The sequence below is a fragment of the Aquibacillus koreensis genome (assembly GCF_025154055.1).
Lineage (GTDB): Bacteria > Bacillota > Bacilli > Bacillales > Amphibacillaceae > Aquibacillus_C > Aquibacillus_C koreensis.
This window is the reverse complement of the sequence record NZ_JAOALK010000008.1, coordinates 32,696-57,614: the sequence shown is the minus strand read 5'-3', so window position 1 is coordinate 57,614 and position 24,919 is coordinate 32,696. Positions and strand designations below refer to the sequence as shown.

General features: G+C 35.9%; 28 protein-coding genes. All 28 read right to left on the bottom strand.

Annotation, left to right across the window (positions count from 1 at the left end; all coding sequences use genetic code 11):
* Positions 1–145: 145 nt before the first annotated feature.
* Positions 146–1,030 carry a translation elongation factor Ts gene (tsf, locus tag NYQ66_RS02005; RefSeq protein WP_259866306.1) on the bottom strand — a complete coding sequence of 295 codons (885 nt, stop codon included), beginning with the start codon at positions 1,028–1,030 and terminating at the stop codon, positions 146–148.
* Positions 1,031–1,231: 201 nt separating this feature from the next.
* On the bottom strand, positions 1,232–1,963 hold the full coding sequence (gene rpsB / locus NYQ66_RS02000) for a 30S ribosomal protein S2 (RefSeq protein WP_259866302.1): 732 nt from the start codon (positions 1,961–1,963) through the stop codon (positions 1,232–1,234).
* A 160-nt stretch (positions 1,964–2,123) separates the two neighbouring features.
* Positions 2,124–2,660 carry a hypothetical protein gene (locus tag NYQ66_RS01995; protein ID WP_259866300.1) on the bottom strand — a complete coding sequence of 179 codons (537 nt, stop codon included), beginning with the start codon at positions 2,658–2,660 and terminating at the stop codon, positions 2,124–2,126.
* Between the two features lie 10 nt (positions 2,661–2,670).
* Positions 2,671–2,976, bottom strand: coding sequence for a hypothetical protein (locus tag NYQ66_RS01990; RefSeq protein ID WP_259866298.1), 306 nt, complete (start codon positions 2,974–2,976; stop codon positions 2,671–2,673).
* Between the two features lie 20 nt (positions 2,977–2,996).
* Positions 2,997–4,370 (bottom strand): DUF342 domain-containing protein, encoded by a 1,374-nt coding sequence (locus tag NYQ66_RS01985; protein WP_259866295.1) that lies wholly within the window; start codon positions 4,368–4,370, stop codon positions 2,997–2,999.
* A gap of 56 nt (positions 4,371–4,426) precedes the next feature.
* The gene (locus NYQ66_RS01980; RefSeq protein WP_259866294.1) at positions 4,427–5,200 is read right to left on the bottom strand and encodes a FliA/WhiG family RNA polymerase sigma factor; all 774 of its coding nucleotides are present in this window, start codon (positions 5,198–5,200) and stop codon (positions 4,427–4,429) included.
* A gap of 46 nt (positions 5,201–5,246) precedes the next feature.
* The gene (locus NYQ66_RS01975; RefSeq protein ID WP_259866292.1) at positions 5,247–5,744 is read right to left on the bottom strand and encodes a chemotaxis protein CheD; all 498 of its coding nucleotides are present in this window, start codon (positions 5,742–5,744) and stop codon (positions 5,247–5,249) included.
* Positions 5,741–6,376 carry a chemotaxis protein CheC gene (locus NYQ66_RS01970; protein ID WP_259866290.1) on the bottom strand — a complete coding sequence of 212 codons (636 nt, stop codon included), beginning with the start codon at positions 6,374–6,376 and terminating at the stop codon, positions 5,741–5,743. Before NYQ66_RS01970 ends, NYQ66_RS01975 begins: the two co-directional genes overlap by 4 nt.
* 6 nt (positions 6,377–6,382) lie before the next feature.
* Positions 6,383–6,853, bottom strand: coding sequence for a chemotaxis protein CheW (locus tag NYQ66_RS01965; protein WP_259866287.1), 471 nt, complete (start codon positions 6,851–6,853; stop codon positions 6,383–6,385).
* Positions 6,854–6,866: 13 nt separating this feature from the next.
* Positions 6,867–8,909 carry a chemotaxis protein CheA gene (locus NYQ66_RS01960; protein ID WP_259866285.1) on the bottom strand — a complete coding sequence of 681 codons (2,043 nt, stop codon included), beginning with the start codon at positions 8,907–8,909 and terminating at the stop codon, positions 6,867–6,869.
* Positions 8,900–9,976: a protein-glutamate methylesterase/protein-glutamine glutaminase gene (locus NYQ66_RS01955; RefSeq protein ID WP_259866283.1), complete on the bottom strand. Its 1,077-nt coding sequence runs from the start codon at positions 9,974–9,976 to the stop codon at positions 8,900–8,902. The genes NYQ66_RS01960 and NYQ66_RS01955 overlap by 10 nt, the downstream gene beginning before the upstream one ends.
* Positions 9,977–9,983: 7 nt before the next feature.
* Positions 9,984–10,847 (bottom strand): MinD/ParA family protein, encoded by an 864-nt coding sequence (locus NYQ66_RS01950; protein ID WP_259866281.1) that lies wholly within the window; start codon positions 10,845–10,847, stop codon positions 9,984–9,986.
* A complete protein-coding gene (flhF, locus tag NYQ66_RS01945; protein ID WP_259866278.1) occupies positions 10,840–11,961 on the bottom strand; it encodes a flagellar biosynthesis protein FlhF in 1,122 nt (373 codons plus the stop codon). Before flhF ends, NYQ66_RS01950 begins: the two co-directional genes overlap by 8 nt.
* Positions 11,958–13,991 carry a flagellar biosynthesis protein FlhA gene (gene flhA, locus NYQ66_RS01940; protein WP_259866276.1) on the bottom strand — a complete coding sequence of 678 codons (2,034 nt, stop codon included), beginning with the start codon at positions 13,989–13,991 and terminating at the stop codon, positions 11,958–11,960. The genes flhF and flhA overlap by 4 nt, the downstream gene beginning before the upstream one ends.
* Before the next feature lie 24 nt (positions 13,992–14,015).
* Positions 14,016–15,095: a flagellar biosynthesis protein FlhB gene (gene flhB, locus NYQ66_RS01935; RefSeq protein ID WP_259866274.1), complete on the bottom strand. Its 1,080-nt coding sequence runs from the start codon at positions 15,093–15,095 to the stop codon at positions 14,016–14,018.
* Positions 15,096–15,875, bottom strand: coding sequence for a flagellar biosynthetic protein FliR (gene fliR, locus NYQ66_RS01930; protein WP_259866272.1), 780 nt, complete (start codon positions 15,873–15,875; stop codon positions 15,096–15,098).
* Between the two features lie 4 nt (positions 15,876–15,879).
* Positions 15,880–16,149 carry a flagellar biosynthesis protein FliQ gene (fliQ, locus tag NYQ66_RS01925; RefSeq protein ID WP_259866270.1) on the bottom strand — a complete coding sequence of 90 codons (270 nt, stop codon included), beginning with the start codon at positions 16,147–16,149 and terminating at the stop codon, positions 15,880–15,882.
* A gap of 30 nt (positions 16,150–16,179) precedes the next feature.
* The gene (gene fliP, locus NYQ66_RS01920; RefSeq protein WP_259866268.1) at positions 16,180–16,845 is read right to left on the bottom strand and encodes a flagellar type III secretion system pore protein FliP; all 666 of its coding nucleotides are present in this window, start codon (positions 16,843–16,845) and stop codon (positions 16,180–16,182) included.
* On the bottom strand, positions 16,838–17,521 hold the full coding sequence (gene fliO / locus NYQ66_RS01915) for a flagellar biosynthetic protein FliO (protein ID WP_259866266.1): 684 nt from the start codon (positions 17,519–17,521) through the stop codon (positions 16,838–16,840). Before fliO ends, fliP begins: the two co-directional genes overlap by 8 nt.
* Positions 17,522–17,533: 12 nt before the next feature.
* Positions 17,534–17,896: a response regulator gene (locus tag NYQ66_RS01910; protein WP_259866264.1), complete on the bottom strand. Its 363-nt coding sequence runs from the start codon at positions 17,894–17,896 to the stop codon at positions 17,534–17,536.
* 18 nt (positions 17,897–17,914) lie between these two features.
* A complete protein-coding gene (gene fliY, locus NYQ66_RS01905) occupies positions 17,915–19,084 on the bottom strand; it encodes a flagellar motor switch phosphatase FliY (RefSeq protein WP_259866262.1) in 1,170 nt (389 codons plus the stop codon).
* Positions 19,074–20,075, bottom strand: coding sequence for a flagellar motor switch protein FliM (gene fliM, locus NYQ66_RS01900; protein WP_259866260.1), 1,002 nt, complete (start codon positions 20,073–20,075; stop codon positions 19,074–19,076). The genes fliY and fliM overlap by 11 nt, the downstream gene beginning before the upstream one ends.
* 28 nt (positions 20,076–20,103) lie before the next feature.
* Entirely contained in the window at positions 20,104–20,532 is a 429-nt protein-coding gene (locus tag NYQ66_RS01895; RefSeq protein WP_259866257.1) for a flagellar basal body-associated FliL family protein, read from the bottom strand.
* The gene (locus tag NYQ66_RS01890; RefSeq protein ID WP_259866422.1) at positions 20,522–20,743 is read right to left on the bottom strand and encodes a flagellar FlbD family protein; all 222 of its coding nucleotides are present in this window, start codon (positions 20,741–20,743) and stop codon (positions 20,522–20,524) included. Before NYQ66_RS01890 ends, NYQ66_RS01895 begins: the two co-directional genes overlap by 11 nt.
* A 49-nt stretch (positions 20,744–20,792) precedes the next feature.
* Positions 20,793–21,758 carry a flagellar hook-basal body complex protein gene (locus NYQ66_RS01885; RefSeq protein WP_259866255.1) on the bottom strand — a complete coding sequence of 322 codons (966 nt, stop codon included), beginning with the start codon at positions 21,756–21,758 and terminating at the stop codon, positions 20,793–20,795.
* A gap of 83 nt (positions 21,759–21,841) precedes the next feature.
* Positions 21,842–22,210, bottom strand: coding sequence for a TIGR02530 family flagellar biosynthesis protein (locus NYQ66_RS01880; RefSeq protein ID WP_259866253.1), 369 nt, complete (start codon positions 22,208–22,210; stop codon positions 21,842–21,844).
* Positions 22,211–22,224: 14 nt separating this feature from the next.
* Entirely contained in the window at positions 22,225–22,674 is a 450-nt protein-coding gene (gene flgD / locus NYQ66_RS01875) for a flagellar hook assembly protein FlgD (protein ID WP_259866250.1), read from the bottom strand.
* 8 nt (positions 22,675–22,682) lie between these two features.
* The gene (locus NYQ66_RS01870; protein ID WP_259866248.1) at positions 22,683–24,899 is read right to left on the bottom strand and encodes a flagellar hook-length control protein FliK; all 2,217 of its coding nucleotides are present in this window, start codon (positions 24,897–24,899) and stop codon (positions 22,683–22,685) included.
* Positions 24,900–24,919 lie beyond the last annotated feature (20 nt).

Sequence of the window (24,919 nt, the reverse complement as noted above, 5' to 3'; positions counted from 1 at the left end):
ATTTTATAACCATTTCTATTTTACATTTTTCTACCAGGTTATACAAAAGGGAACACTCAGTGTCCCCTACTTGTATAAATCTAATCTCTCTATAGCACCTTCCAATTTAAATCATTAAAGGTAACTAGAAGTGCGTACTTGTTTATTATTTTTTCACCTGGCTCATTACTTCTTCAGCAAAGTTATCCACGCGTTTTTCGATACCTTCACCGACTTGATAACGAACAAATCCTTTGATCGTTGCACCTTTGTCCGCCACTACTTTTTTCACTTTTTGATCTGGATCTTTAACGAACCCTTGCTCTAATAGGCAGATTTCTTCAAAGAACTTGCCTAAGCGACCCTCAACCATTTTCTCAACGATTTTTTCAGGCTTACCTTCATTTAATGCTTGTGTTTTTAATACTTCACGTTCTTTTTCTACTTCTTCTTCAGAAACAGCATCACGTGACACGAAACGAGGGTTAACAGCAGCAATGTGCATCGCAATATCCTTCGCAGTTGCTTCATCAGTTGAACCTTCTAAAGTAGTTAATACGCCGATGTTACCACCCATATGGATGTAACCACCAAATGCATCATTATCTGTTTTCTCAGCAATTACAAAACGACGTAGGGAAAGCTTTTCACCAATTTTAGCGATATTTGAGTTAATGAATTCTTCAAGTGTTTCACCGTTACCATGAAGTTTTTGTTGTAATGCATCTTCAACAGACGCTGGCTTTTGAGAAACTAAGTGTTTTCCAAGCTCTCCTAGTAGATTCTTGAATTGATCATTTTTAGTTACGAAGTCAGTTTCACAGTTCATTTCAAATAATACTGCTGTATTTCCGTCTACTTCAATGTGCGTAGAACCTTCTGCAGCTATACGATCTGCTTTTTTAGCAGCTTTAGAAATACCTTTTTCACGAAGGTAATCAATTGCTTGATCAATATTACCATCCGTTTCTTGTAATGCTTTTTTACAGTCCATCATACCTGCACCAGTTTTTTCGCGTAGTTCTTTAACCATTTGTGCTGTTACTGCCATTTTAATTTCCTCCTTATTGAATATGTATTATTCTCTTACTTATTGTGGAAGATTTATGAAAATACATACACTTTTTCAAGTGCTAATAGATTCTCTCTCTTACATATGGTACCCCATGCACCCATCTATAAATCTTCCAATCAATAGCTTCTTAAAAAAAGGTGATAAAAGGTTCCCCTCTTATCACCTTTAACCTTTTTCTTACTCTTGTACTGCTTCAGCTTCTTGAGGAGCTTCTTCTGTAACTTCTTCACCTTGTTTTGCTTCTAAAATAGCATCTGCCATTTTACCAGTAAGAAGTTTCACAGCACGAATTGCGTCATCGTTAGCTGGAATTACATAATCAATCTCATCAGGATCACAGTTTGTATCAACAATTCCAACGATAGGAATGTGTAACTTGTGTGCTTCTGCTACCGCAATACGCTCTTTACGTGGGTCGATAATAAATAACGCATCAGGGATTTTCTTCATGTCTTTGATTCCACCAAGGAATTTAACAAGACGTTCTTTTTCTTTAAGAAGTCCTACAACTTCTTTCTTAGGAAGTACTTCAAAAGTTCCGTCTTCTTCCATACGCTCGATATCTTTTAAACGATTAATACGTTTACGAATCGTGTCAAAGTTAGTTAATGTTCCACCTAACCAACGTTGGTTAACGAAGTACATACCAGAACGGATCGCTTCTTCTTTAACAGACTCTTGTGCTTGTTTTTTTGTACCAACGAAAAGAATAGTACCACCGTTTGCAGCAACTTCCTTCACGTAATTGTATGCTTCATCAACCTTTTTAACTGTTTTTTGAAGATCGATGATGTAGATGCCGTTACGCTCTGTGAAAATGTATTTTTTCATTTTCGGGTTCCAACGGCGAGTTTGGTGTCCAAAATGTACACCAGCTTCTAGTAGTTGTTTCATTGAAATAACTGCCATTTGTTTGTTTCCTCCTAATAAATTGGTTTTTGACCCTCCGCCTGCTTCATCTTTACGTAAGAACTAACCAACGGGCTAGCACCTCTCACATAATCCACAAACGTGTGTGATTAACACCAAAAACTAATATACCATATGCAATTCGTGCAATCAAGCAATTTTATGAGTTTTTTCGATGAAATTTTAACAATAGTTCTACTTCCGTCTTGCCACAATCAAGCTTTTTGGCAATTGCTTCCACAGAGTTACCCTGTTCATATAAGGACATCACCTTTGCAGATGTTGATTGCTCCAACACATCTTGTTGTTCCATCCTATCAATCGGAGGGTTGTAATCGTTGTATTCTTCTTTGCGTTTTGTCGTTTTCCGTTCAACATTTTGTAGCGTATTGTCTGCTTCCTTTTGTTCCCTGTCTTCCACAGTATACATATCCTCTTTAACATGTGAGGAAATTGGTTGCCTTTTCTTTTCCTTACGCTGCACATGCTCATTTTCTTGTAGAACTTTTACTAACTTCTCATTTTCATCTTTAATTTCTAATAAATAAACAGCTAGCAAATCTTCCATTTCCTTGACATTTTGTTTTTGTGTCGTTTCTAATTGGTCGACTTCTTTAAGCTTATCCCTAAATGTCTTTATGAGAATAAAAGATACAATGTGAAGTAAGAAACTCATAAATAGTAAAAAATAGATCATGTAATCCCTCTTAACCATTATAGTCAATTTGTTTACCTAAATACGGGTGTTTGGATCGTAGGTCTGATTCTTCTGTATGGTTGGATTTAATATTATTAGTAGAATATTGCGAATTTGATTCTTGTTTTTTATTTTTAACTTGGTCTTTTTGTTCAGAATCGTTTACTTTTTTTCTTTTTAAGTCTTCTGTTACAAGCTGATTACTTGCAAGTGATTCTTGCATAACTTTGCCTCTTTGGTGTAATTGTTCTTGTACTTTTCCAACATCTTGTGTACGAGGGAGTGCGACTTGCATTTCTACCGATTTCCAACTCATAGGATCACTTCCTTATCGTCTTAAAGTGATTGAATCGTAATCTCATGGTCGTCCATATATACTTGCGTGAATTTATATTCTTTTGTAATAGACTTTTTATATTTACCAAACGATACGTCTACATTAGGGTACATTATCCCCTTTACGAGTAACTTCATTTCTTCTAAGTTTCCAATTGAAACTTGTAATTCACTAAGTTCATTTTCAATCTCTTCTAATTGTGCTTCTGTTTGTTCCATCGCACGTCTCTGTTTTAATAAAATAATTCTTTCTTTAGAAGAAATTCCGGAAGAAGTTTTTTCTTTTAACTTTAAGCTATCACCAAGTTGCTGCAATTTATTCTTGTTAGACAAAAGGTCTTTTTTTTGTTTATGTAAGGCTTTTTCCTTTTCCCTCAACTTACTATTTACCCCTAAAGATAGCTCTGTTTTCGTGTACATCTTATTTCCGATATCTTTAGCCGTAATCAGTTTCCCTGCTGAATATATACCACCTATAATATTACCATTTTGGCAAGTAATATTTTGTTGTGCGACACAATGGCTATGAATAATTGAATTTTGAACAATTAAGTCCTGTCCGGCTTCAACCGTTGCCTGATTAATATAGCCAACTTTCACATCTTGTCCAGCAATTACTTTGCCTTTCTTTAAACCAGCAATTCCTTCAGAGATATAAATACTACCACCTGCTTCAATATAGGCAGCTTCAACTAATCCATGAATATGAATATCTCCGGCAGCTTTTACTGTGTATCCAGCAGGAACACTACCACGTATTGTAATAGAACCAACAAAATCTATATTCCCAGTTTTTAATGATAGATCCCCTGCAACTTCATAAGTAGGATAAACATGTATGAACTTATCGTTAACACTCAATTGGCCATCCGCACGTGCATAGTACGTAGCATCCGATTCAACAAATTCAACATGCTTGCCTGCTTTAACTTTTACATGTTTTCCTTTTATTTGACGTACTTCTTTACCATAAACATTAAATCCAACTTCTCCAAGTGTAGGTTTCGTAATGTACGCTATTTTTTCCCCGTTTTTCTTAGAAGGTATTTTATATACATCCCGAAAGTTTTGCTTTTCTTCATGGCTAATGACGTTATTATGCCCATCTATAAAATGAATTTCTCCATTTTTTCCGTGGGTCGGTGGCAATCCTTTTGCTATGACAACAGGGAAAACATTCATATCGTAACTAGCTTCTGTCAATTGTTTGACTACCGTCTCGTCTATACCATAGACAATTTTGTGATCGTCTAAAAAGTTTTGAACCGTGTCTTCATCAAAAATCTGAAGCTCAAATTCTCCCTTTTTATCCATTGAAACTGTCATTGAATCTTTTGAAATAGTTAAATTAAATATGTCATGTATATTACCCATAGCCATATCCCCCTTTACTATCAAAATGGCTTGAACTTAATTTTTTCCCATTAATTCTATCGTTCGTGTAACCGAGACAAGCTTTTTCTTAGTTTGATAATTGCTTGCTTGTGAATTTGTGAGATTCTTGATGTTGTAAGTTCTAAGACGTGCCCTATCTCAGTAAAAGTTAACTCTTCTTTATAGAATAAACTAATAACCATTTGTTCGTTATTGTTCAGTTGCTTTATTTCTATTTCAAGGTCTTGATAGTTCTCATTCATAATAATATGAGTTTCTGGAAGAGGGTTTTTGTTATCGGGCAACGTATAGCCTATGCCTTCTTTCCATTCATCTTTTGAGTCATTCGTTTTTTCTTCGATGGATAGTAAGTTAGCAAACAGGTTGTCTTTTATTACTTCCTCCACTTCAGATGTGGATAAGTTTAGTTCACTTGCTAATTCATTAGTTGTAGGTTGTCGATGCAATTTTTGTTCAAGGACTTGCGAAACTCTTTCCAAATTCTTTGCTTTATCTCTAGCAGACCTTGGTAACCAATCTTCTTTTCTAAGCCCATCAATGATGGCACCTCGTATTCTGAAAGAGGCATACGTATCGAATTTAAGATCACGATTAGGATCAAATTTCACAAGTGCATCGTACAAACCATACAAGCCCAAGCTTCTTAAGTCCTCTTTACTAACACTACTAGGTAAATGAGCAGCAATTCTCTGTACGTGGTAATTAACCAAATAAAAATGTTTTTCAATTATTTGATTAGCTGTATCATTATTTTTTTCTTTCATCCATTCACCCCATAGATTATCTTGGGTAAAGGAGATATTAGACATAAAAATCACCTCGTGTTTTTTCTGGTTGCTAGCCCATTCTTGTTAGTTAGAGTTCCGTCTCACCTTGATTAACTGTTCTTATTTTTAACTTTCCTGTCTCAGGATAAAATTCAATCGTTCTTCCACTATTTCCTCCAACATCTTGTGCTAAGATGGGAATTCTATAGTTAGCTAAAGCGTTTAATACTGCTTCAACATTTCTCGCACCGACCCTAAGCATGTCATTCGTGGAAGAAAATGAAAACATCTGTGCCCCACCAGCAATTTTTGCTTTAAGCGCAAATTTTCTTCCACCTTGTTCCATAACTTCCGAAACTAACCGGTCAATGGAAGTGTCAGCATACTTTAGCTCATTAAAATCATCACGCCTAGATTGTGTAGAGTCAGGTAACATCACATGCGCCATACCGGCAATTTTTGAAGACAAGTCGTACACGACAACGCCTACACAAGATCCTAATCCAGACGTTCGCAAAATCCCAGGTGATTTTGCGAACTTTAAATCTGCAATTCCTACCTTTACAACAGTTTCTGTAGTAATCATAAATCTTTGACTCCTAAGGCTGCAAATATCCGCTTAAAGGAATCAGGGTCTGGAAGTAACAAAAAGTGACCTTGTATCGTTTCGTTCTTGTTATCCTGTTCATTAATGGTTGTATCAATTATAATTGCGTAATCACTTTCTTGCGAGATCTCTACAAGACCTTGCATGAGAATTGCACCAGCCATATCCATGTGAAGAGATGGAACAGAAGGTTGCATGTTAATCGAAGTAAAGTCAGATAGTGCAGATAAGTAAGACCCAGCTAAAATATTGCCGACTTCATGCAATGCTGACAATCCGATCTCTTCAAACGGAGGGGTTTGCAAGGAAAATTGCTCACTTCCCGTTACTTGATGTACAAAAGTCTCAGCTTCCTCGGGCGTTAGTACAAAAAACATACTCCCTGGAGCCTCTCCTTGGATTCTTAAGAAAACAGATACAATAGTTACTTCTGGTCCACCTACCATATTCATCATCTCATCAAAATCAACGACGCGGACAGCGGGTACTTTCATATCTACTTTTCGATTCAATAGTTTGGACAATGCAGTGGCAGCATTTCCTGAACCGATATTACCAATTTCTTTTAATATATCTAATTGATAGTTCGATAGACTTTCAAAAAATGACATGTTTAGTTATCCTTCCACACTTTGTAACTCTTTCTTTTCTTTTTCAGATAATACTTTTTCGATTTTTAACAACATTAGTAATCGCGAATCTAGTTTAGCAACGCCTTCAATATAATCTACATTTACTGTACCAATTACCTCTGGCGGAGGCTCAATTGCGTCATGTGAGATGTCAATTACATCATAGGCAGCATCTACTATTAAACCAACTTCCATTCCATTTATATTGACGATAATGATTCGCGTACTATCCGTGAAATCGATCGTTTCCATTCCAAATCTTTTTCTTAGATCAATGATTGGTGTTACAACACCACGTAAATTGATAACACCCTTAACAAATGAAGCTGCTCTAGGAACTCTTGTAATATGTTGCACGCGTTCAATCGAACTAACTTCTTTCACGGATATTGCATATTCCTCGTCTTGCAGTTCAAAAACAATGGCTTTTACGTTTTGTTCACTAACTTCTAACATGTTCCTACCTCCTCTATTTAATTAAAGCATTCGGGTCAATTATTAAGGCTACTTGTCCATCACCTAAAATTGTAGCACCTGAGATGGCGAACACACCTGTTAAGTAATCTCCTAGAGATTTTAAAACTACTTCTTGTTGTCCAATAAAGGTATCAACAATTAAACCAGCCATTTTGTCTCCTTTTCTAATAATTACAACAGAAGATAGTTCGTCATCCTCCATCGTTTCAGGTACATCAAATACATTTTTCAACGAAACAAGTGGCACTACTTTGCCTCTAAAATCAATTACCTTCTTGTTATGTGCATTCAATATTTCAGATTTGCTAACGATTGCAGTTTCAATGATAGAAGACAATGGAATCGCGTATTTCTCTTTTTGAACTTCGACCAATAAAACAGAAATGATTGACAACGTTAATGGTAACTGTATAGAAAAAACTGTACCTTTTCCAAACTGTGAATCAATGGAAATACTACCGCCAAGCGACTCTATCGTATTTTTTACTACATCTAGACCGACACCGCGTCCGGAAACGTCGGAAATTTTGTCTGCTGTTGAAAATCCACTTTCCATAATTAATTGATATACTTGATTGTCAGTTAGCATATCAGCTTGATCGCTAGAAATAACGCCACTTGATACCGCTTTATTAAGAACTTTTTCTCTATTAATCCCGCCACCATCATCAGATATCTCAATAAAGACATGGTTACCACTATGATAGGCTTTTAATTCTAAATTGCCCTCGGCAGGCTTACCTTTTGCTATACGATCCTCTGGAGATTCAACTCCATGATCTAACGCGTTACGAATCAAATGAACAAGTGGGTCTCCGATTTCATCAATAACAGTTCTATCTAATTCCGTGTCCGCACCTACAATGTCTAAGTTAATTTGTTTTCCTAAATCTTTTGCTAGTTGTCTAATCATTCTTGGGAAACGATTAAATACCGATTCAATTGGAACCATTCGCATATTTAAAATAATCGTTTGCAAATCTCCTGAAATTCGGGTCATGCGTTCTACTGTTTCTTGTAGCTCTCCATGTTTTAAATTGGCAGCTATTTGTTCCAAGCGACCACGATCAATTACTAGTTCTTCAAATAAATTCATGAGTCCATCTAAACGATCGATATTGACACGAATAGTTTTATTACTTACTACTGCTTTACTGTTGTTCTGGATTTTATCATTCGTTTTTTCTTTCGTAGCTGCTACTTCGGTGCCAGTTTGCTTATCACTGCCTTCTTTAGGAGTGTCGGTAGTTCTTGAACTGGAATCGGTGACTGAGAAAGCTTTGATCTCCACACTTTCTACTTCTGAAACTTTCATAATCCTTTTATTGATGTGATCTTCTGTTTCTTTCGTCACTAATAAAACAGTAAAATCAAAATCAAACTTTTCTTCTTCTAAATCTGGAACACTAGGTGAAGACTTAATAACTTCCCCAACCTGTTCTAATACTTCAAATACCATATACACGCGTGCAGCCTTTAATAGACAACCCTCTTGGAGCTTTACATGAACTTCTAGATTAGAGAATCCTTTTTCCTCTGATTCTTGTAGTACGGTCATCTCAAATTCGTCTAGTTTATCAAATGCGCTTTCACTTGAACTGCTTGTCTGAGAAAGATGTTCACCTGTTTTTTTAGTTTCTACAACTGGTGTATCTTCTCCATTCTCAATTGCTTGTAACTGACTAACTAGTGATTCAACATCACGACTACCATCACCACCACTAGCAATATCTACAACCATTGCTTCTAACTGATCTACTGCATCTAACACAACATCTAAAATATTTGAATCGATCACAAGCTTTTGATTTCTTACTGCATCTAGCACATTTTCCATTTTATGTGTTAGGTTTGCTAAGTCTTGATACCCCATTGTCGCAGACATTCCTTTTAAGGTATGGGCTGATCGGAATATTTCACTAACTGTATCCATGTTTGTTGGATCTTTTTCTAGAATAAGGAGGTGGTCATTTAAACGTTGGATATGCTCTTTGCTTTCCTCGATAAATACCTCTAAATACTCGTTCATTTCCATATTTTATCACCCCTGGATTTTATTTGGTTAATGAGTACATCGCTTATTTCATGTAAATCTACTACCTCATCTACTAACCTTGTTTTCGCAGCTGCCTGAGGCATACCATACACAACGGCTGTATTTTTAGATTCTGAGATAATAAATGTATCACTTTTTCTATCTTTTAAATATTGAATTCCTTTAGAGCCATCTGCTCCCATTCCTGTCATAATAATAGTGTGAATTTGATACGTGTTTAAGTGAGCCAATGATTCAAAAAGAACATCTACAGATGGTTGGTGACCATTTCTAGGCTCTTCTTTCGTTACTTGCGCAAACAAAGAAGTTCCCCTTTTTACTGCTCTTAGTTGATACCCACCTGGCGCAATATAAGCAGTACCTTTATGTAAGGCTTCATTATGTTCAGCCTCTTTAACAGTTATTTGAGAAAGAGAATGTAATCGTTGTGCTAATGATTTCGTAAATCCTTGAGGCATGTGCTGCACAACTAATATAGGCGCAGGAAAATCCTCTGGCAATCTAGTAATTACTTGTTGTAGTGCTCTAGGTCCTCCTGTAGAGGTACCAATTCCCACTAAAATTTGCTCAGATATACGACCTGGTTGTTGACGCATCGATCTAATTGGTTTATGATTTTTCTTTATTAAGCTACTGGGTTGAACCTTAGAGTTAGCAGCTTCTAGTACTTTTTGAACTATTTCTTTCTGGACTTTTTTTATATCCAACGAAATGGATCCAGAAGGCTTCGCAATAAAATCTACTGCACCAAGTGCAATCGATTCCATCGTTTTGTCTGCACCAGCTTTCGTCAAACTAGATAACATAATAACTGGAAGTGGATGGTGTTTCATTATTTGTTTTAATGTGGAAATACCATCCATTACAGGCATCTCCACATCTAAGGTAATGACATCAGGCTTTAACTCTTTAATCTTTTCTAATGCATCGCTTCCATTTCTCGCTGTTCCAATTACACGAATACTTGGTTCAGAGTGTAAGATATCTGAGATCATTTTTCGCATAAATGCAGAATCATCAACAACTAAAACGTTTATAAGTCTCATGTCTTGTCTACCTTTCTGTAATTAACTGCTTTAGTCTTTTGACAAAAGAAAATGGGACCGTTTCACTAATGTTTATTGAATCACTTACATATTGATCCACAATTTGACTTAACGCTAAACTTACATCTGCAGCTGGATTATAAATCATGAATGGAGTTTGACTAGTTACTGCTTTTACTACAGTTTTATCTTCTGGAAGTAAGCCTAAAGGAATAATATCTCTATGCAAAAAACGTTGTACAACCTTTTGAAGTCTTTCTAGGGCTTCTTGGCCAGTTTTAAAATTAGGAATTCGGTTCACAAGTACTAATAATGGCAAATTAAAATTATGGTTTGTAATATGTTTAATAATTGCATATGCATCTGTCATGGAAGTTGGCTCCGGAGTGGTTATCACAATACACTCGTCTGCAGCTAACATATAATATAGACTTCCATGCGTAATACCAGCACCCATATCGAATATAATATAATCGTAACTAGTCATTAAGTCTTCTAATTGATCCAAAAAGTAGGTGAATTTTTGTTGATCCATAGTGAATATGTCGGATAGTCCACTTCCCGCTGCAATGTAAGATAAGGAATTTGGTCCTACTTCTATAATATCATGAATCGACAAATTATGAGTAAACATATTTGCAATTGATTGTTTAGCACTTAAACCTAATAAAATATCAATATTACCCATTCCTATATCCAAATCAAAAATCAGGACTTTTTTCCCTTTTTTTAATAAACCCAGGGAGAAGTTTAACGCAAAGTTGGATTTTCCAACCCCACCTTTTCCACTAATGACGGCTATTGTTTTAGCATGTCTTTTGTTACGTAAAAGTTCTAGTTTCCGACGTAATTTCGCTGCTTGGTCACTCATTTGAAATGTCACCAACTAGCATCTCACATATAGTTGTAGCAGAAATATCTTTGATGTCATCCGGTACATCTTGACCATCTGTAATATAAGCAATACCTTCACTACGTAATAATGAAAGATTAAGCATAGAACCAAAGGTGGTTGTCTCATCTTTTTTTGTAAAAATAAGTTGTTTTATTGGTATTTGTTCGAACTGCTTGTGGATCTCTTCTAAATCAACTGACTTTGTTGTTAGTGATAGGACTAAATAGGTATCCAAATCATGATTTAAATCTACTACTTTTCCTAATTCTTTCACATATTTTGGGTCCCTAAAGTTTCTACCAGCTGTATCTACAAGTACTAAATCATAAGCTTGAAACTTTTCACGTGCTCTTTTATAGTCTTCAATTGTATATGCTATTTCCAAAGGAATATCTAAAATTTTCGAGTACGTTTTTAGTTGCTCAATTGCCGCAATTCGGTAAGTATCCGTAGTAATTAAAGCGACTTTCTTGCCATCCTTTAACATGCTATTAGCAGCTATCTTAGCTATTGTTGTTGTTTTACCAACACCAGTAGGTCCTACAAGATGAACAAACCTTTTTTCATATTGTATTCCACTAAAGGGTAGGAACTTTAGTTTCTCTTCTAACTTATTAAATAGTTGTTTTTTTATTTGATTGTAAGTAAGGTCAACAGCATCATTCGGTTCCATCACAGATTTAACTAAATCTTTTGCCAATTGATCGTTCACTTCCTGGTCGACTAGCAAGTCATAAACTGCTTGATAATTTGGTGGGAAACTCATTTCTTTCACAGATGCATTCTTTTCGATCCACTTTCTTAATTCTTTTACTTCCTTAATAACCATTTCATTTTTCGTATCATTTTCCTTCAAAAAAGGATTGTTAGTTTCTATTTCTTTCTTTTCTGCTAATTCTTTCTGGTTAGATATCCTAGGATCTGCGTCTAACGCTGCAATAACCTCAATGTTCTTTTTCTTAAAAAAGCCTAAAAAACCACCTTTGTGGGTTACCTTAGAATTTAAGATAACCGCATCTGCACCTAACTCTTTTCTTACCTTTATCATTGCCTCAGGCATTGTAGGAGCAATTATTTTTTTTACCTTCACGCGACATTCACCACCCCAACACTCTGTACTTCAACATTTGGCTCTAATTCGTTATAGGATAATACAATCACTTGCGGAAAGAAACGTTCAAGCAACTGTTTGATATACATTCTTGTCGTAGGAGAACATAAAATGATCGGTGTCTCCTCCTGCAACGATAGCTGCTCGACTTTTTCAGAAACAGAACGAATAATTTGTTGTTGTGATTCTGGATCTAGCGACAAGTAACTACCATGTTCTGTTTGTTGAATATGCTCCGCTATGATTTGTTCTACTTCATTTCCTACGGTTATTACTTTAAGTGTATTATCTTGTTGTGCAAACTGTTTGGTGATTTGAGAAGCAAGTGATTGTCTTGCATACTCCGTTAGTAAGTCCGTGTCATTCGTCATCTTTCCGAAATCAGCTAAAGTCTCAAAAATAATTGGTAAGTTTCTAATCGAAACTCCTTCTCTGAGTAATTTTGCTAATACTTTCTGAATATCACCAATAGCTAGAGGCTCTGGTGTTACCTCTTCCACTAAAATCGGATACGTTTCTTTTAAATGGTCAATAAGTTGTTTTGTTTCTTGTCTGCCTAATAGTAAGTGAGCATGTTTTTTTATTACTTCAGTGATATGTGTAGAAACGACTGAAGGAGGGTCGACAACAGTATAGCCTGATAACTCTGCTTCGTCTTTAACTTCTTCACTTATCCATTTAGCGGGTAGTCCGAATGCAGGTTCCATTGTATCTACACCATCTATATCATCGTCTTCCATACCCGGACTCATCGCTAGGTAATGATCTAACAACAATTCACCTTTAGCTACTTCATTCCCTTTTATTTTCAAGGAATATTCATTTGGATTAAGCTGAATATTATCTCTAATTCTAACAACAGGAATAACTAATCCTAGTTCGATCGCCAATTGTCTTCTTATCATAACAATTCTGTCTAACAGATCTCCACCTTGATTCGTATCTGCAAGTGGAATGAGCCCATATCCAAATTCAAATTCGATGGGATCCATACTTAATAATCCAACTACATTTTCAGGTGATTTCATCTGATTAGTTTCAGTTTGCACTTCTTCGGCATCTTTATTAATTTCCGGTTCTTGCACAGGCCTAGATAACCAATATGCACCAAAAGCTAAGACTGCGGCAATAGAAGTAGTTAACCAAAAATTAATCGGTGTTAGTCCTAAAAGAAAAATTGTTCCTGATGCTATATATAGCAATGTCGGGTAACGAAACAATTGTTCTGTTACATCGCTACCAAGGTTCCCCTTGGAAGCTACACGTGTTACTACGATACCTGTTGCTGTCGAAATAAGTAAGGCTGGGATCTGACTTACCAATCCGTCACCAACAGTGAGTTGCATATAAGTAGTAATCGCTTCCCCAAAGCTCATCCCCATTTGCATCATCCCAATAATCAAACCAAACATAATATTAATTAATACGATGATAATTCCAGCAATTGCATCCCCTTTAACGAATTTACTTGCACCATCCATCGCTCCATAGAAGTCTGCTTCATGTTCAATTTTCTCCCTACGATCTTTTGCTTGATGCTCATTGATTAATCCTGCATTTAAATCTGCATCAATACTCATCTGTTTACCTGGCATTGCATCTAAAGTAAATCTAGCAGCAACTTCGGATACACGCTCACTACCCTTTGTAATAACTAAGAATTGAATAATAACAAGGATTGTAAATACAACAAACCCTACTAAAGGATTATCTCCAATAACAAAGGTACCAAAGGTTTCTACTACCCCACCGGCGTCTGCTTCAGATAAAATCGAACGTGTAGTCGAGACGTTTAGCCCAAGTCGGAATAACGTTAATAAGAGTAATAAAGAGGGGAATATAGAAAATTGTAAAGCTTCTGTTGTATTCATGGATACAAGGATAACAATAAGAGCTAGGGAGATATTTGTTAAAATAAGCAAGCTTAATAACCACCCCGGCAAAGGAATGACTAACATGATTATAATTAGAATTACCCCTAGCAAAACGGACAAATCTCTAGCTTTCATTGTTCCCTCTCCTTACTTACACGTTTAAGCTTTTTTCTTTAATTGATATACATAAGCAAGCACTTCTGCAACGGCTTGGAAAAAATCCTCGCCAATTATATCTCCTATTTCCATCTGGTCATATAATGCTCTTGCTAAAGGTCGATTTTCTACTAATGGTATTTCATGTGCATTTGCAATTTCTCTAATTTTAAATGCAACGAAATCGACACCTTTTGCAACAACATATGGAGCATCTGCTTTTTCTTCGTCATATTTAATAGCAATTGCATAATGGGTTGGATTCGTAATGACAACATCAGCTTGAGGCACCTCACTCATCATTCTCCTCATTGCCATTTGACGTTGTTTCTCTTTTATTTTAGATTTAATTAATGGGTTACCTTCTATATTTTTGTACTCATCTTTGATATCGTTTTTGGACATCCTGATGTTTTTTTCGTAATCATATTTTTGATAGGAATAATCAAGGACAGATATAATTAATAACGCTATGGCTGACGCAATCCCCATCATAATTGTTATATTCCCAAAAAAAGCAAGCGAATTATGAATACCTTTTCCTGCAAGCATCATCATTTCATCTTTATTCATCCAAAGAATGATAAAAGTAACAGCACCTACAATAGATATTTTTAACAAGGACTTCACTAGCTCTACTAATGCCCTTGCAGAAAATATACGCTTTGCTCCTTCGATCGGATTTAACTTATTTAATTTCATCTCTAATGGTTTTGTTGTGAATAAAAAACCTATTTGCAAAAAGTTTGCAGCTAGGCCTGCAACAATCGCAATTCCCATAATCGGAGCTATAGCTAAGCCGATTTCCATTGTCGTTTCTATGAGAATTTGTTGTACACTATTTTCTGTTACATCCCAATTGATGTATTCCGTAAAAGTTTTATCGTACATAACCATCATCGTTTCTTTCATTTGATTACCTGTTACGATAAAAATAATAAAAACAAAAAATAAAAGAATAGCAGTATTTACATCTTGGCTTTTTGCTACTTGTCCTTTTTTACGAGAGTCCTGCCTTTTTTTCGGAGTTGCTTTTTCTGTTTTTTCACCTGCAAAGAACTGCAAGTCTAATTTTATATACATTTAAGCACCTCCGAATAGCTGCATTAACCCTTGCATAACTTGAAGAACGAGTTCGAATAAATTTTTCACTAACATGATATAAATTGCTGAAAATATAACTAATACAAAGAGTGCAACCAAAATTTTCAATGGTAAACCAACTACAAAAACATTAAGCTGTGGAACGGTTCTAGCGATAATCCCTAATGCAACATCAACTAAGAATAAACAACCGACAATTGGTATGGACATTTGAAATGCGATAATGAACATTTCATTAAATGTTTCTATCACAAGATACGCTATATTTTCATTACTAAAATCAATCAAACGATCCAATGGAATCGTTTCATAGCTATAAAAGATGCCATTAATCAATAAGTGGTGGCCATTCACAGTTAGTAAAAATAATAATGCAATCGTATAAAAATACTGACCGACTAATGGACTTTGCGCTCCAGTCTGAGGATCTACTACGTTAGCAATCGCAAATCCCATTTGGAAATCAATAAATCCCCCAGCTATTTGAATTGCAGATAAAATGATATAAGCAATTAATCCCAGTAACAATCCTACAAGCGTTTCTTTTAGAAGTAACAAAATATACGTACCATCAAATGCAATTTCAGGAATTTGCATCGTATAAAACATAATCCACGCTAAGAAAAAACCAAATCCAATTTTAAATTGCGTCGGAACAGTTCGATACGAGAAAATCGGCATCGTTACAAAAAAGGCAGTAACACGTACAAGAATCAGTAAAAATGCAGGAACCGTGTTTAAATTAATCATTTCTAACATACGGTTAACCTATATATTGATTGAGATTTTGAAATATATTTGCGGCAAACTCTACCATTCTCGCTAGCATCCAAGGCCCAAAAAAGATAAGTCCTAATAAAACAGCAACTATTTTCGGTATAAAAGCTAGTGTTTGCTCTTGTATTTGAGTAGTTGCTTGGAAAATACTGACGAGTAAACCTACGACTAGTGCTAAAATTAATAAAGGTCCCGTAACTAGTAATACAGTAAAGATCCCTTGCTCTGCTAAAGAGATAACAAATTCACCACTCATGACCAATACTCCCCTCTCCTATTCATCTAGCTAAAACCCTTCTAATAGTGAATGTGAAATCAAATACCATCCATCCACTAAAATAAATAATAGAATCTTAAATGGTAATGAAATCATTACGGGAGGTAGCATCATCATACCCATGGACATCAATACGCTTGCAACTGCCATATCAATAACTAAAAAAGGAATAAAAATCATAAAACCCATTTGAAAGGCCGTTTTCAACTCACTAATGGCAAAAGCAGGGACAATGGTCGTCAATGGAATATCTGCAATAGATTCTGGCCGATCCATTTCAGCGTAATTCATAAATAAGGCCAAGTCTTTTTGTCTTGTGTGCTTTGCCATAAATTCTTTAATTGGTAAACTAGCACGATCATAAGCTTCATCTAATGTAATTTCTTCATTAAATAAAGGGGTGAGTGCTTCTTCGTTAATTTCATGAAATGTAGGTGCCATAATAAAAAACGTTAAAAACAAAGCAATACCAATTAAAACTTGGTTCGGTGGCATTTGCTGTGTTGCAAGAGACGTTCGGACAAAGGAAAGTACAATCAAAATTCTTGTAAAGCATGTCATTAATATGACGATACTTGGTGCCAAGGAAAAAATAGTTAGTAATAATAGTAACCTTACAGATGTAGATATATTAGCAGGGTCTGATCCAGAGAAAACATCGATAAACTCATTCATGGTTGTTATCCTCTCGTTTGAATCGGTCCGTTAACTTCTTTCTTCCTTGAACCAATGTATTTAATTCTTGTTGAAACAAATTTTGAAATTTATTTGTTGATTGGATACCCTTTTCCTCTTGCTTTTTATTATCCTTGTTTATGAATGAAGCTATCACATTCTGAGGTTTAATTTCGGTTCCTTGATCTTGTGTCAATAGCTCATCTCTCGTTTGGCTATCGGTAATTTCCGATAATAACTCCACATTTTCGCCTACACCTAGCACATAAATCCGTTCACCGATTTTAACTACTTGAACAGATTTATTTGCTCCTAGAGGTATGCCGCCAAGATTTCTCAACGCACTTACTTTTTGAAACAATTTATTTTTACTATTAATAAATTTAAGCACTAGATAGATAAGGCCAATTACAAATCCTAAAGAAATAACTAATTGAAAAATTAAGGTAGGCATTGATACCGACTCGCCACCAAGGCTTGGATTCTCTTGTTGGTTCTCATCACCACTTGGTTCATCCGTTATATCACTTGAAGGATCACTTGTGGGTTCTTTTTCTACCTCTGGAATCTTGAACATCTCATCGACCATTGCTGAAGCATGACTAATATCCGGAGTAAGGTTAATAATTATCAAGAACAGGCTTAGAAAGAAAAGACAAACTATTTTTTTAATCATGTTTACACCCTATTAATCTAAGGCTTTTTGAATGGCTTCTATAACTCTATCAGCTTGGAATGGTTTAACAATAAAGTCTTTCGCTCCTGCTTGAATCGCATCAATAACCATTGCTTGCTGACCCATTGCAGAACACATAATTACTTTTGCGTCCCCATTAATTTTTTTTATTTCTTTAAGTGCTGATATACCATCCATTTCCGGCATTGTAATATCCATTGTCACAAGATCTGGCGTTAATTCTTTATATTTATCAACTGCTTGCGCACCATCTTGCGCTTCCCCAACTACTTCAAAACCATTTTTCCCGAGAATATCCTTTATCATCATTCGCATAAATGCAGCATCATCAACTATTAAAATTCTTTTTGACATTGTAATCTCCCTTTCTTCTTACCTCAGTTTTTTTAGACGATCTGATTGACTAACAATATCTGTAACGCGAACCCCAAAGTTTTCATCAATTACAACAACTTCACCTTTTGCAATTAATTTATTGTTGACGTGAATATCGACAGGCTCTCCTGCAAGCTTATCTAATTCAACGATAGAACCAGATGATAGTTCCAATATATCTTTAACTGTCCGTTGGGTACGACCTAATTCAACCGTAACCTTCAAAGGAATATCAAGTAGCATATCTAAATTACGTTTCTCTGTTGCAGGTAAATTTAGTTCTTCAAAGCTTGAAAACTCAGCAGTTTGGACATGTGCATTCGGCTGTTGTGGTTGCCCTCCTACTTGTTTCGGAGTAGGGTCACTTGAATAAGCAGATTGTTGTTGTCCCATACTTGATTGGCTTGAAGCTTGAGGTGTCTCTTGTTTCATTGTCATATCTTCATGATCTTCTTCGGTAGTACTAGAACCACCTTGGTCACTAGGGTTCAACAATTCATCTACAAGACTCTTTGCAAATGATACTGGCAAAAGTTGCATAATATTAGAGTCAATTAAGTTACCAATCTTCAACTGAAACGATACTTTTATGAGAATGTTATCGTCCGGTATATATTTATTACCTTCGTCCTTCTTTACATCAAGTAAGGTGATTGCTGGTGGTGATATATCAACTCTTTTACTAAAGACAGTCGACATACTTGTTGCCGCAGTCCCCATCATTTGGTTCATCGCTTCTTGCACAGCACTTAAGTGAATTTCGGTAAGTTCATTTTCGCTCGCCTGACCTTCTCCACCTAACATTAAATCCGCAATGATGGAAGCATCGTTTTGTTTTAAAACAAATAGATTCACACCACTAAATCCCTCTGTATATTTAACTTCCACCCCTACATGTGGGTGTGGAAATTCATTTTCTAAAGCTTCTTTATCAATAACCGAAATGGTTGGTGTCGTAATATCAACTTTCTGGTTCAACAAAGTTGATAACGTTGTGGCAGAACTACCAAAAGATATGTTTCCGATTTCTCCTAGTGCATCTTGTTCCAATGAAGATAAGTAATCTTCAATAGAGGGAGGCTCGCTCACATGCTCTTCTTCGTCATTATCAACATTATTAAGTAAAGCATCGATTTCATCTTGGGATAACATACCATCATTCATCATCTTCGTTCCCCCCTTTTAATTCTTCTATTATTTGTACAGCAAGTTTTTGTTTCTTCTTACCAGGTTGAACTGAAAACATCGGTTCATCATCTACATAGAGCTGTATCGGTTGATCAATCGCCTGATCAAGTGGAATGATATCATTTTCATTAAGATGAAGTAATTCACTAAGATTAATGGTTGACTTTCCTAAAACCACTTTCATATCCAGTATGGCACTTTCTAAGCCCTTTGTAATATTTTCATATTCTTCTGGCTTCCTGTTCTTTGGCTTTTCTGTCTGCATCCAATAATGAACAGATAGCCTAGGAATAATTGGTTCCAATACAACATGCGGAATACAGATATTGATCATTCCACTACTCTCACCTATCGTTGTATTAAGCGATACGACAACTACTGTTTCATTTGGCGAGACTAATTGAAGAAATTGAGGGTTTACCTCAAATTCCTCTAATATCGGATCAATCTCTACAACAGACTCCCAAGCTTCTTGTAAATTATCTAGCGCTTTTTCAAACAACTGTGACATCAAGGTTGTTTCAATTTCTGTTAGATTCTCAATTTTATTGACACTACTTCCTTTTCCACCCAACATTCGATCTAACATTGCGTAAGCGATATTAGGATTGAATTCGAAAATAATACGTCCATCTAGCGGAGATACACTATATATATTTAATATTGTCATCGTTGGAATGGATCGAATAAACTCTTCATAAGGAATTTGATCGACAGATGCTACCGATATGTGCGTATATGTCCGTAATTGTGCAGAAAAATAAGTTGTTAATAATCTTGCAAAGTTTTCATGAATTCTAGAAATACTCCTAATTTGATCTTTAGAAAAACGGAGTGCTCGCTTGAAATCATACACTCTTACTTTTTTGTCATTCTCTTCTCTTTTTAATTGATTCGCATCCATTTCCCCTGATGAAAGAGCGGACAATAGAGCATCAATTTCATTTTGGGATAATACTTCTTCTGCCATATGTCTCACCTCCAATTAGGAGCATTCATTACTGGATGATTTTACTGATGATATAGACATCCGTAATATTTCCTTCCTCCATTAACCCATTTATTCCGGTCTTCATTTTATTTTCTAATTCAGAGATACCTGTCTTGAAATCTTTTTCCGTTAATTCTACGGATTCTTTAATGAACAGGTTTTTCACCTGAAACTCTCGCTTGGTTATCTCTTCTTTCCCTTTTTTACTATCAGCAACAATCTGGAATTGAATTTGCACAAAACTACCGTCGGCTAAGTCTGTTTGCATTTCTGCGGTTGTAACCGAATACTCTATCATTTCATCAATACTAAGATCTTTAGGTTCTTTTGCTTCACCATCTTTTGGCATATTTAGTACATATACTAGCGCGACAATACCCAAGATTGTAATAATAATTAGTACAATAACCATAGCTTTTAAAAGTTTAGGATTCATTCTTTTCACCTATTTCTTTTTGACATCCTTGTAAACCAATTTGTTGATAAAAATGGTTTATTTGTTCCACTACCTCTGATGCTGCTTCTCTCACAACTAACTTTTTACTATTCGTGAGTGTAATTGTTGTATCAGGAAGTGATTGAACTTGTTCTATATATAACGCATTCAGAATAAACGGATCTCCATTTAGCCTTGTTAAATCAATCATGAATGGTGGGAGCAAAGCTATGGTTTGCTTTACTCCCTACCTCCTTTAATTATCGTTTAAGATTTACTAACTCTTGTAAAATTTCATCCGAAGTAGTAATGATTCTAGTATTTGCTTGGAATCCACGTTGTGCTGTAATCATTTCTGTGAACTCTTCAGATAGGTCAACGTTGGACATTTCTAGCGCACCTGAAACGATCGTTGCAGTTCCCTCGGATTCAGGGACGATAAAGTCATACATAGTATCACGTGCGGAGTTTGCATTCGGATTAGCACCACCCGGAACTTGTCCTTGGGCATCTATGTTATTTGTCATCAAACCAGAGTTATCTGTTTCTTGATACGTATTGGAGCCTGTTTTTTCTAACCCACCAGGGTTAGAAAATTTAGCTAACAGTATTTGGCCCGCTTGTCTTACTTGTCCAGCTGCATCCACGTATGTTACTAATCCATTTCCTTGGATACTGAAACTTTGTGCGTTTTCTGGGATCTTTATTCTTCCTAGTACACTATCAAGTGTTCCAGCATAATCTCCATTTTGATCTTCTACATCTGCATTACCAAGAAGGAAAGAACCATTTGCATCAACAATGAACCCATCACTATCCAAATAAAAATTCCCCGATCTGGTGTAACTTAACGGGCTATTGGCAACATCGATTGCATCAACATTATTTATTTGATCATATTGTAAGTCTCTTCCTAAAACAAACATGCCATCACCCTCTAAAGACAAATCAAGCGTACGATTTGTTGTCTGTCTGTTCCCTTGAGTGTGAATTGTATCAATTGTCCCCATTTGAGAGCCAGTACCAACTTGCTTCGGGTTAATACCACCACGGACGTCAGTAGGTCCCTGAGCTCCTGCACTCGTTTGACTCATCATATCTTGAAACGTAATACGACCTTTTTTGAAACCAGCTGTGTTTACATTGGCGATATTATTACCAACTACATCTAACTTTGTTTGAAAATTTCTCATTCCTGAAATACCTGCATACATTGAACGTAACATGAGGCAACATTCCTTCCATTTTTAAGTTGTAGTAGCTACTTCATTCAGTCAGTAGCTTTGCGGCCTCCCTTTCAGGGTCCAGCCTAATCTAATAAAATTGTTCCGTTGATATTTGTGAAAATTCTGCTCGTTGCTTCTGATCGATCCATTGCAGTAACGACTGTATTATTCTTCGCACTAACAAGCAAAGCTGCGTTACTAAGAACGACTAAAGAGTCTGAAATTCCTTTTTGTTTTGCTTCAGCCACTTTTTCTGAGATCTTTTCCCACTGGGTATCCTCAATCGTTATATTTCTTTGTGCCAATCGTTCTTTCGCGTGTTTACTTATTTTAAGCTCCTGTACATCTGATAGTACATCCTTAAATGCCTTAGTTGGATGTTGTTTGGTAACTGTATTTGTCTTATTTGGTAAAAGTGCGTGCCTGTGTACTTGTTGGATTCGATGATCCATGTATCCACCTTCCTTTATGAAGTAGAAGGATTATTAATCTTTAACACTTCGCTTGTATATATTTTATTGCCGCTCGCTAATTCTAATATAGCCTCACCTTGTTTTTGACTTACTGCCACAACTGTGCTATTCACTTCCACTTTAGGACTGATATATTCACCAGTTTCTTCATTGATCTTATAATGAGTAACTTCCTTATCTATTAAATGGCTGTTTTGAATTACAGGTGAAACAGTTTGGTTTTGTACCAGTTGGCTAATCGATGATGACATGTTCATCATTTGTTCTAAGGAAGAAAAAGTAGCCATTTGCGAAATAAATTCTTTGTCTTCCATCGGATTCATAGGATCCTGGTTTTTCAATTGAGCCATCAGTATTTTTAAAAACTCTTCTTTCCCCAAACTAGAACTTGGTGCCTCTCTTGGTTGGTTGTTTAAATACAGAGAAGGATCTATTTTTGTCATGATTTCACCTAAACTTTCTCATTCATAAGTATTTGATGAAAACTCATCTCTTGTTCCAAATCATCATTTTCGGGTTGATGCTCTGAACTCTCGTGTCCGTGCTTCGAACCAGGTTGATCGGAACTAGATTGTTTTCCCTGCTGGTTTGTTTGTTGCTCTTGCTGTAGCATAGGTAATTCTTGTTTCTCAATGGTTACTTGATGCGGCGTAAACATGTGCCTCAACTGATGTAAATTACCCTCAAGCATTTCTTTCGCAGCTTGGGTCGTAGCAGTAATTTTGACGAGCATTTCTCCGTTCACCTGCGTTAATTGAACCATCACATCACCTAATTGTGCTGGGCGTATTCGCAGGAGTAACTGCTGTGCACCATTATTATTCTTATTAAAATTACTCGTTCTTATTGCTCTTTGGAATTCTTCCATCAATTGCTTCTCTGGTGCTTCACCAGAATTACTCGACTGATTTAAGTGAATGATATATTGCTCCACTTTCGACACAGAAGTTAATGGTGTTTGCATGTCAGTGGAAGTTGCTCCTCTTTGTTTCACTTGCATTGATTCTGTCTCATAATGGGATAATGCTTGTTTAATCCATTTAGAAGCATCATGTTGTGTAATAGAATTAGATTGCTTGTTTGTTATATCTTGTCCTTTACTTCTGTCTTGGTATAAGTTGATCAACTTACTCCAAATCAGTTGTTCTCTTGATGAATCCTTTGATGAATTTAACTCGTTCCGTAATCCCATTGTATTTTCCACAGATGGAACTTGTCTTAATTGTCTTGCTTGTTCTATCAGTTGATCAAACTTCGACTCTTCTACCTGGTTCATTGTTATTGCCAACTTAGTAGTTGGAATCAACTGTTTTACATGTAGTATGTTTTCTTCTACTAACTTTAATGGCTTTTCTAAATCAGATTTGATTTCAAAAAAGATTTGATTATTCTGCATTTTTTTAGAGATTAGTAGTTGTCCGTATTCTTCAGGATTCACTTTTACAAGTACAAGGTCGTTTACTTTCTCATCATCAACAAATAGATCCTGTATGATTTTTGCAATTTTCGTAGCAAATTTATGTTCCACTTCCTCTTGATTACCATCTAAACTTAACTCAATCTCTGTTAGTTTAGTAGTTTGGCCAGTGAATGTTGGATAAGCCTCCGTTATACGATTTAGGCCTTTTAGAAGATCAGCAATCTTAACTGTCGTATTGGGTTGGAAGTCCATCCTCTCTATTTCGTCTTGATTACCACCAAAACGCAACTCATTTCCTGCTATTTTAGTAGTTTGGTCTGAGGATGTTGGATAAGCCTCCGTTATACGATTGACCCATTTTGAAACATCAGCAATTGTAACTGTCGCATTAGATGCATAAGTTTGTTTGGATTGAAAGTCTATCCGCTTTTGATAATTATCCAGTAACTTCATCCAAATGGATTGTTCTCTAGGCAGTAACTCATCTAGTGTTGAGTCAAGAAAAGGATTTAACTTAGACTTTTCAGATAGATTTGTCCACTGTTCCAATAGTTTGAGCACTTTTCTTTTATCTTCTTTGGATAAGGGTTGATTTGGATCGGCAAAAAGTTCTCTTACCTTCGCCCATAACCCTTTAAAATCACTCAAAACTTCTTCATGCTTTATTGCTTGCTTATTTTCTAGTTCTCTCAGTACAGTACTCTCACCATCTGAACCAAATGCCTCTGTCCACTGTTCCAGTAGCTCTACGATTTTCTGTACTTCTTCTACCGTAATAGACTGGCTACTTATGTTAGCTAGTACCCCTTCCACTTCTGACCAAAGTTTATTGATGTCAACTTGATTCATTTTAAGTGAATTATCATTACTTTCACTAATCTGGTTTGCATTCTCCATTTCGTTAACGAAATTAATATCCACGACCCGCTCTGCCTTTGCTAGTTCTTGTCCACTTTGTGAAAGTACCGCCTGTTTTACATTTTCTAAATGAAGAGCTTCCATGGTTTCCATTTCGTTCAAAGACAGTTCAGGATTTAACTTACTAATAATTGTCCCTAATGATAAGTGAATTTTTGATTCGTTAGAACCTAATTGTGTATGTTGTTGATTCATGGGCAGCCCAGTTTTAGTCATCATGTTCTTATTCACTTTAAGTACTTCATCGAAGAAATGTGAACCTTGTACTTGGTTTGATTTGTTTACCTTTTGACTTGCAAAAGCAGGTGGTGCAACTATACTTATTTCCACGCTTTATCACCTCCTTTCAA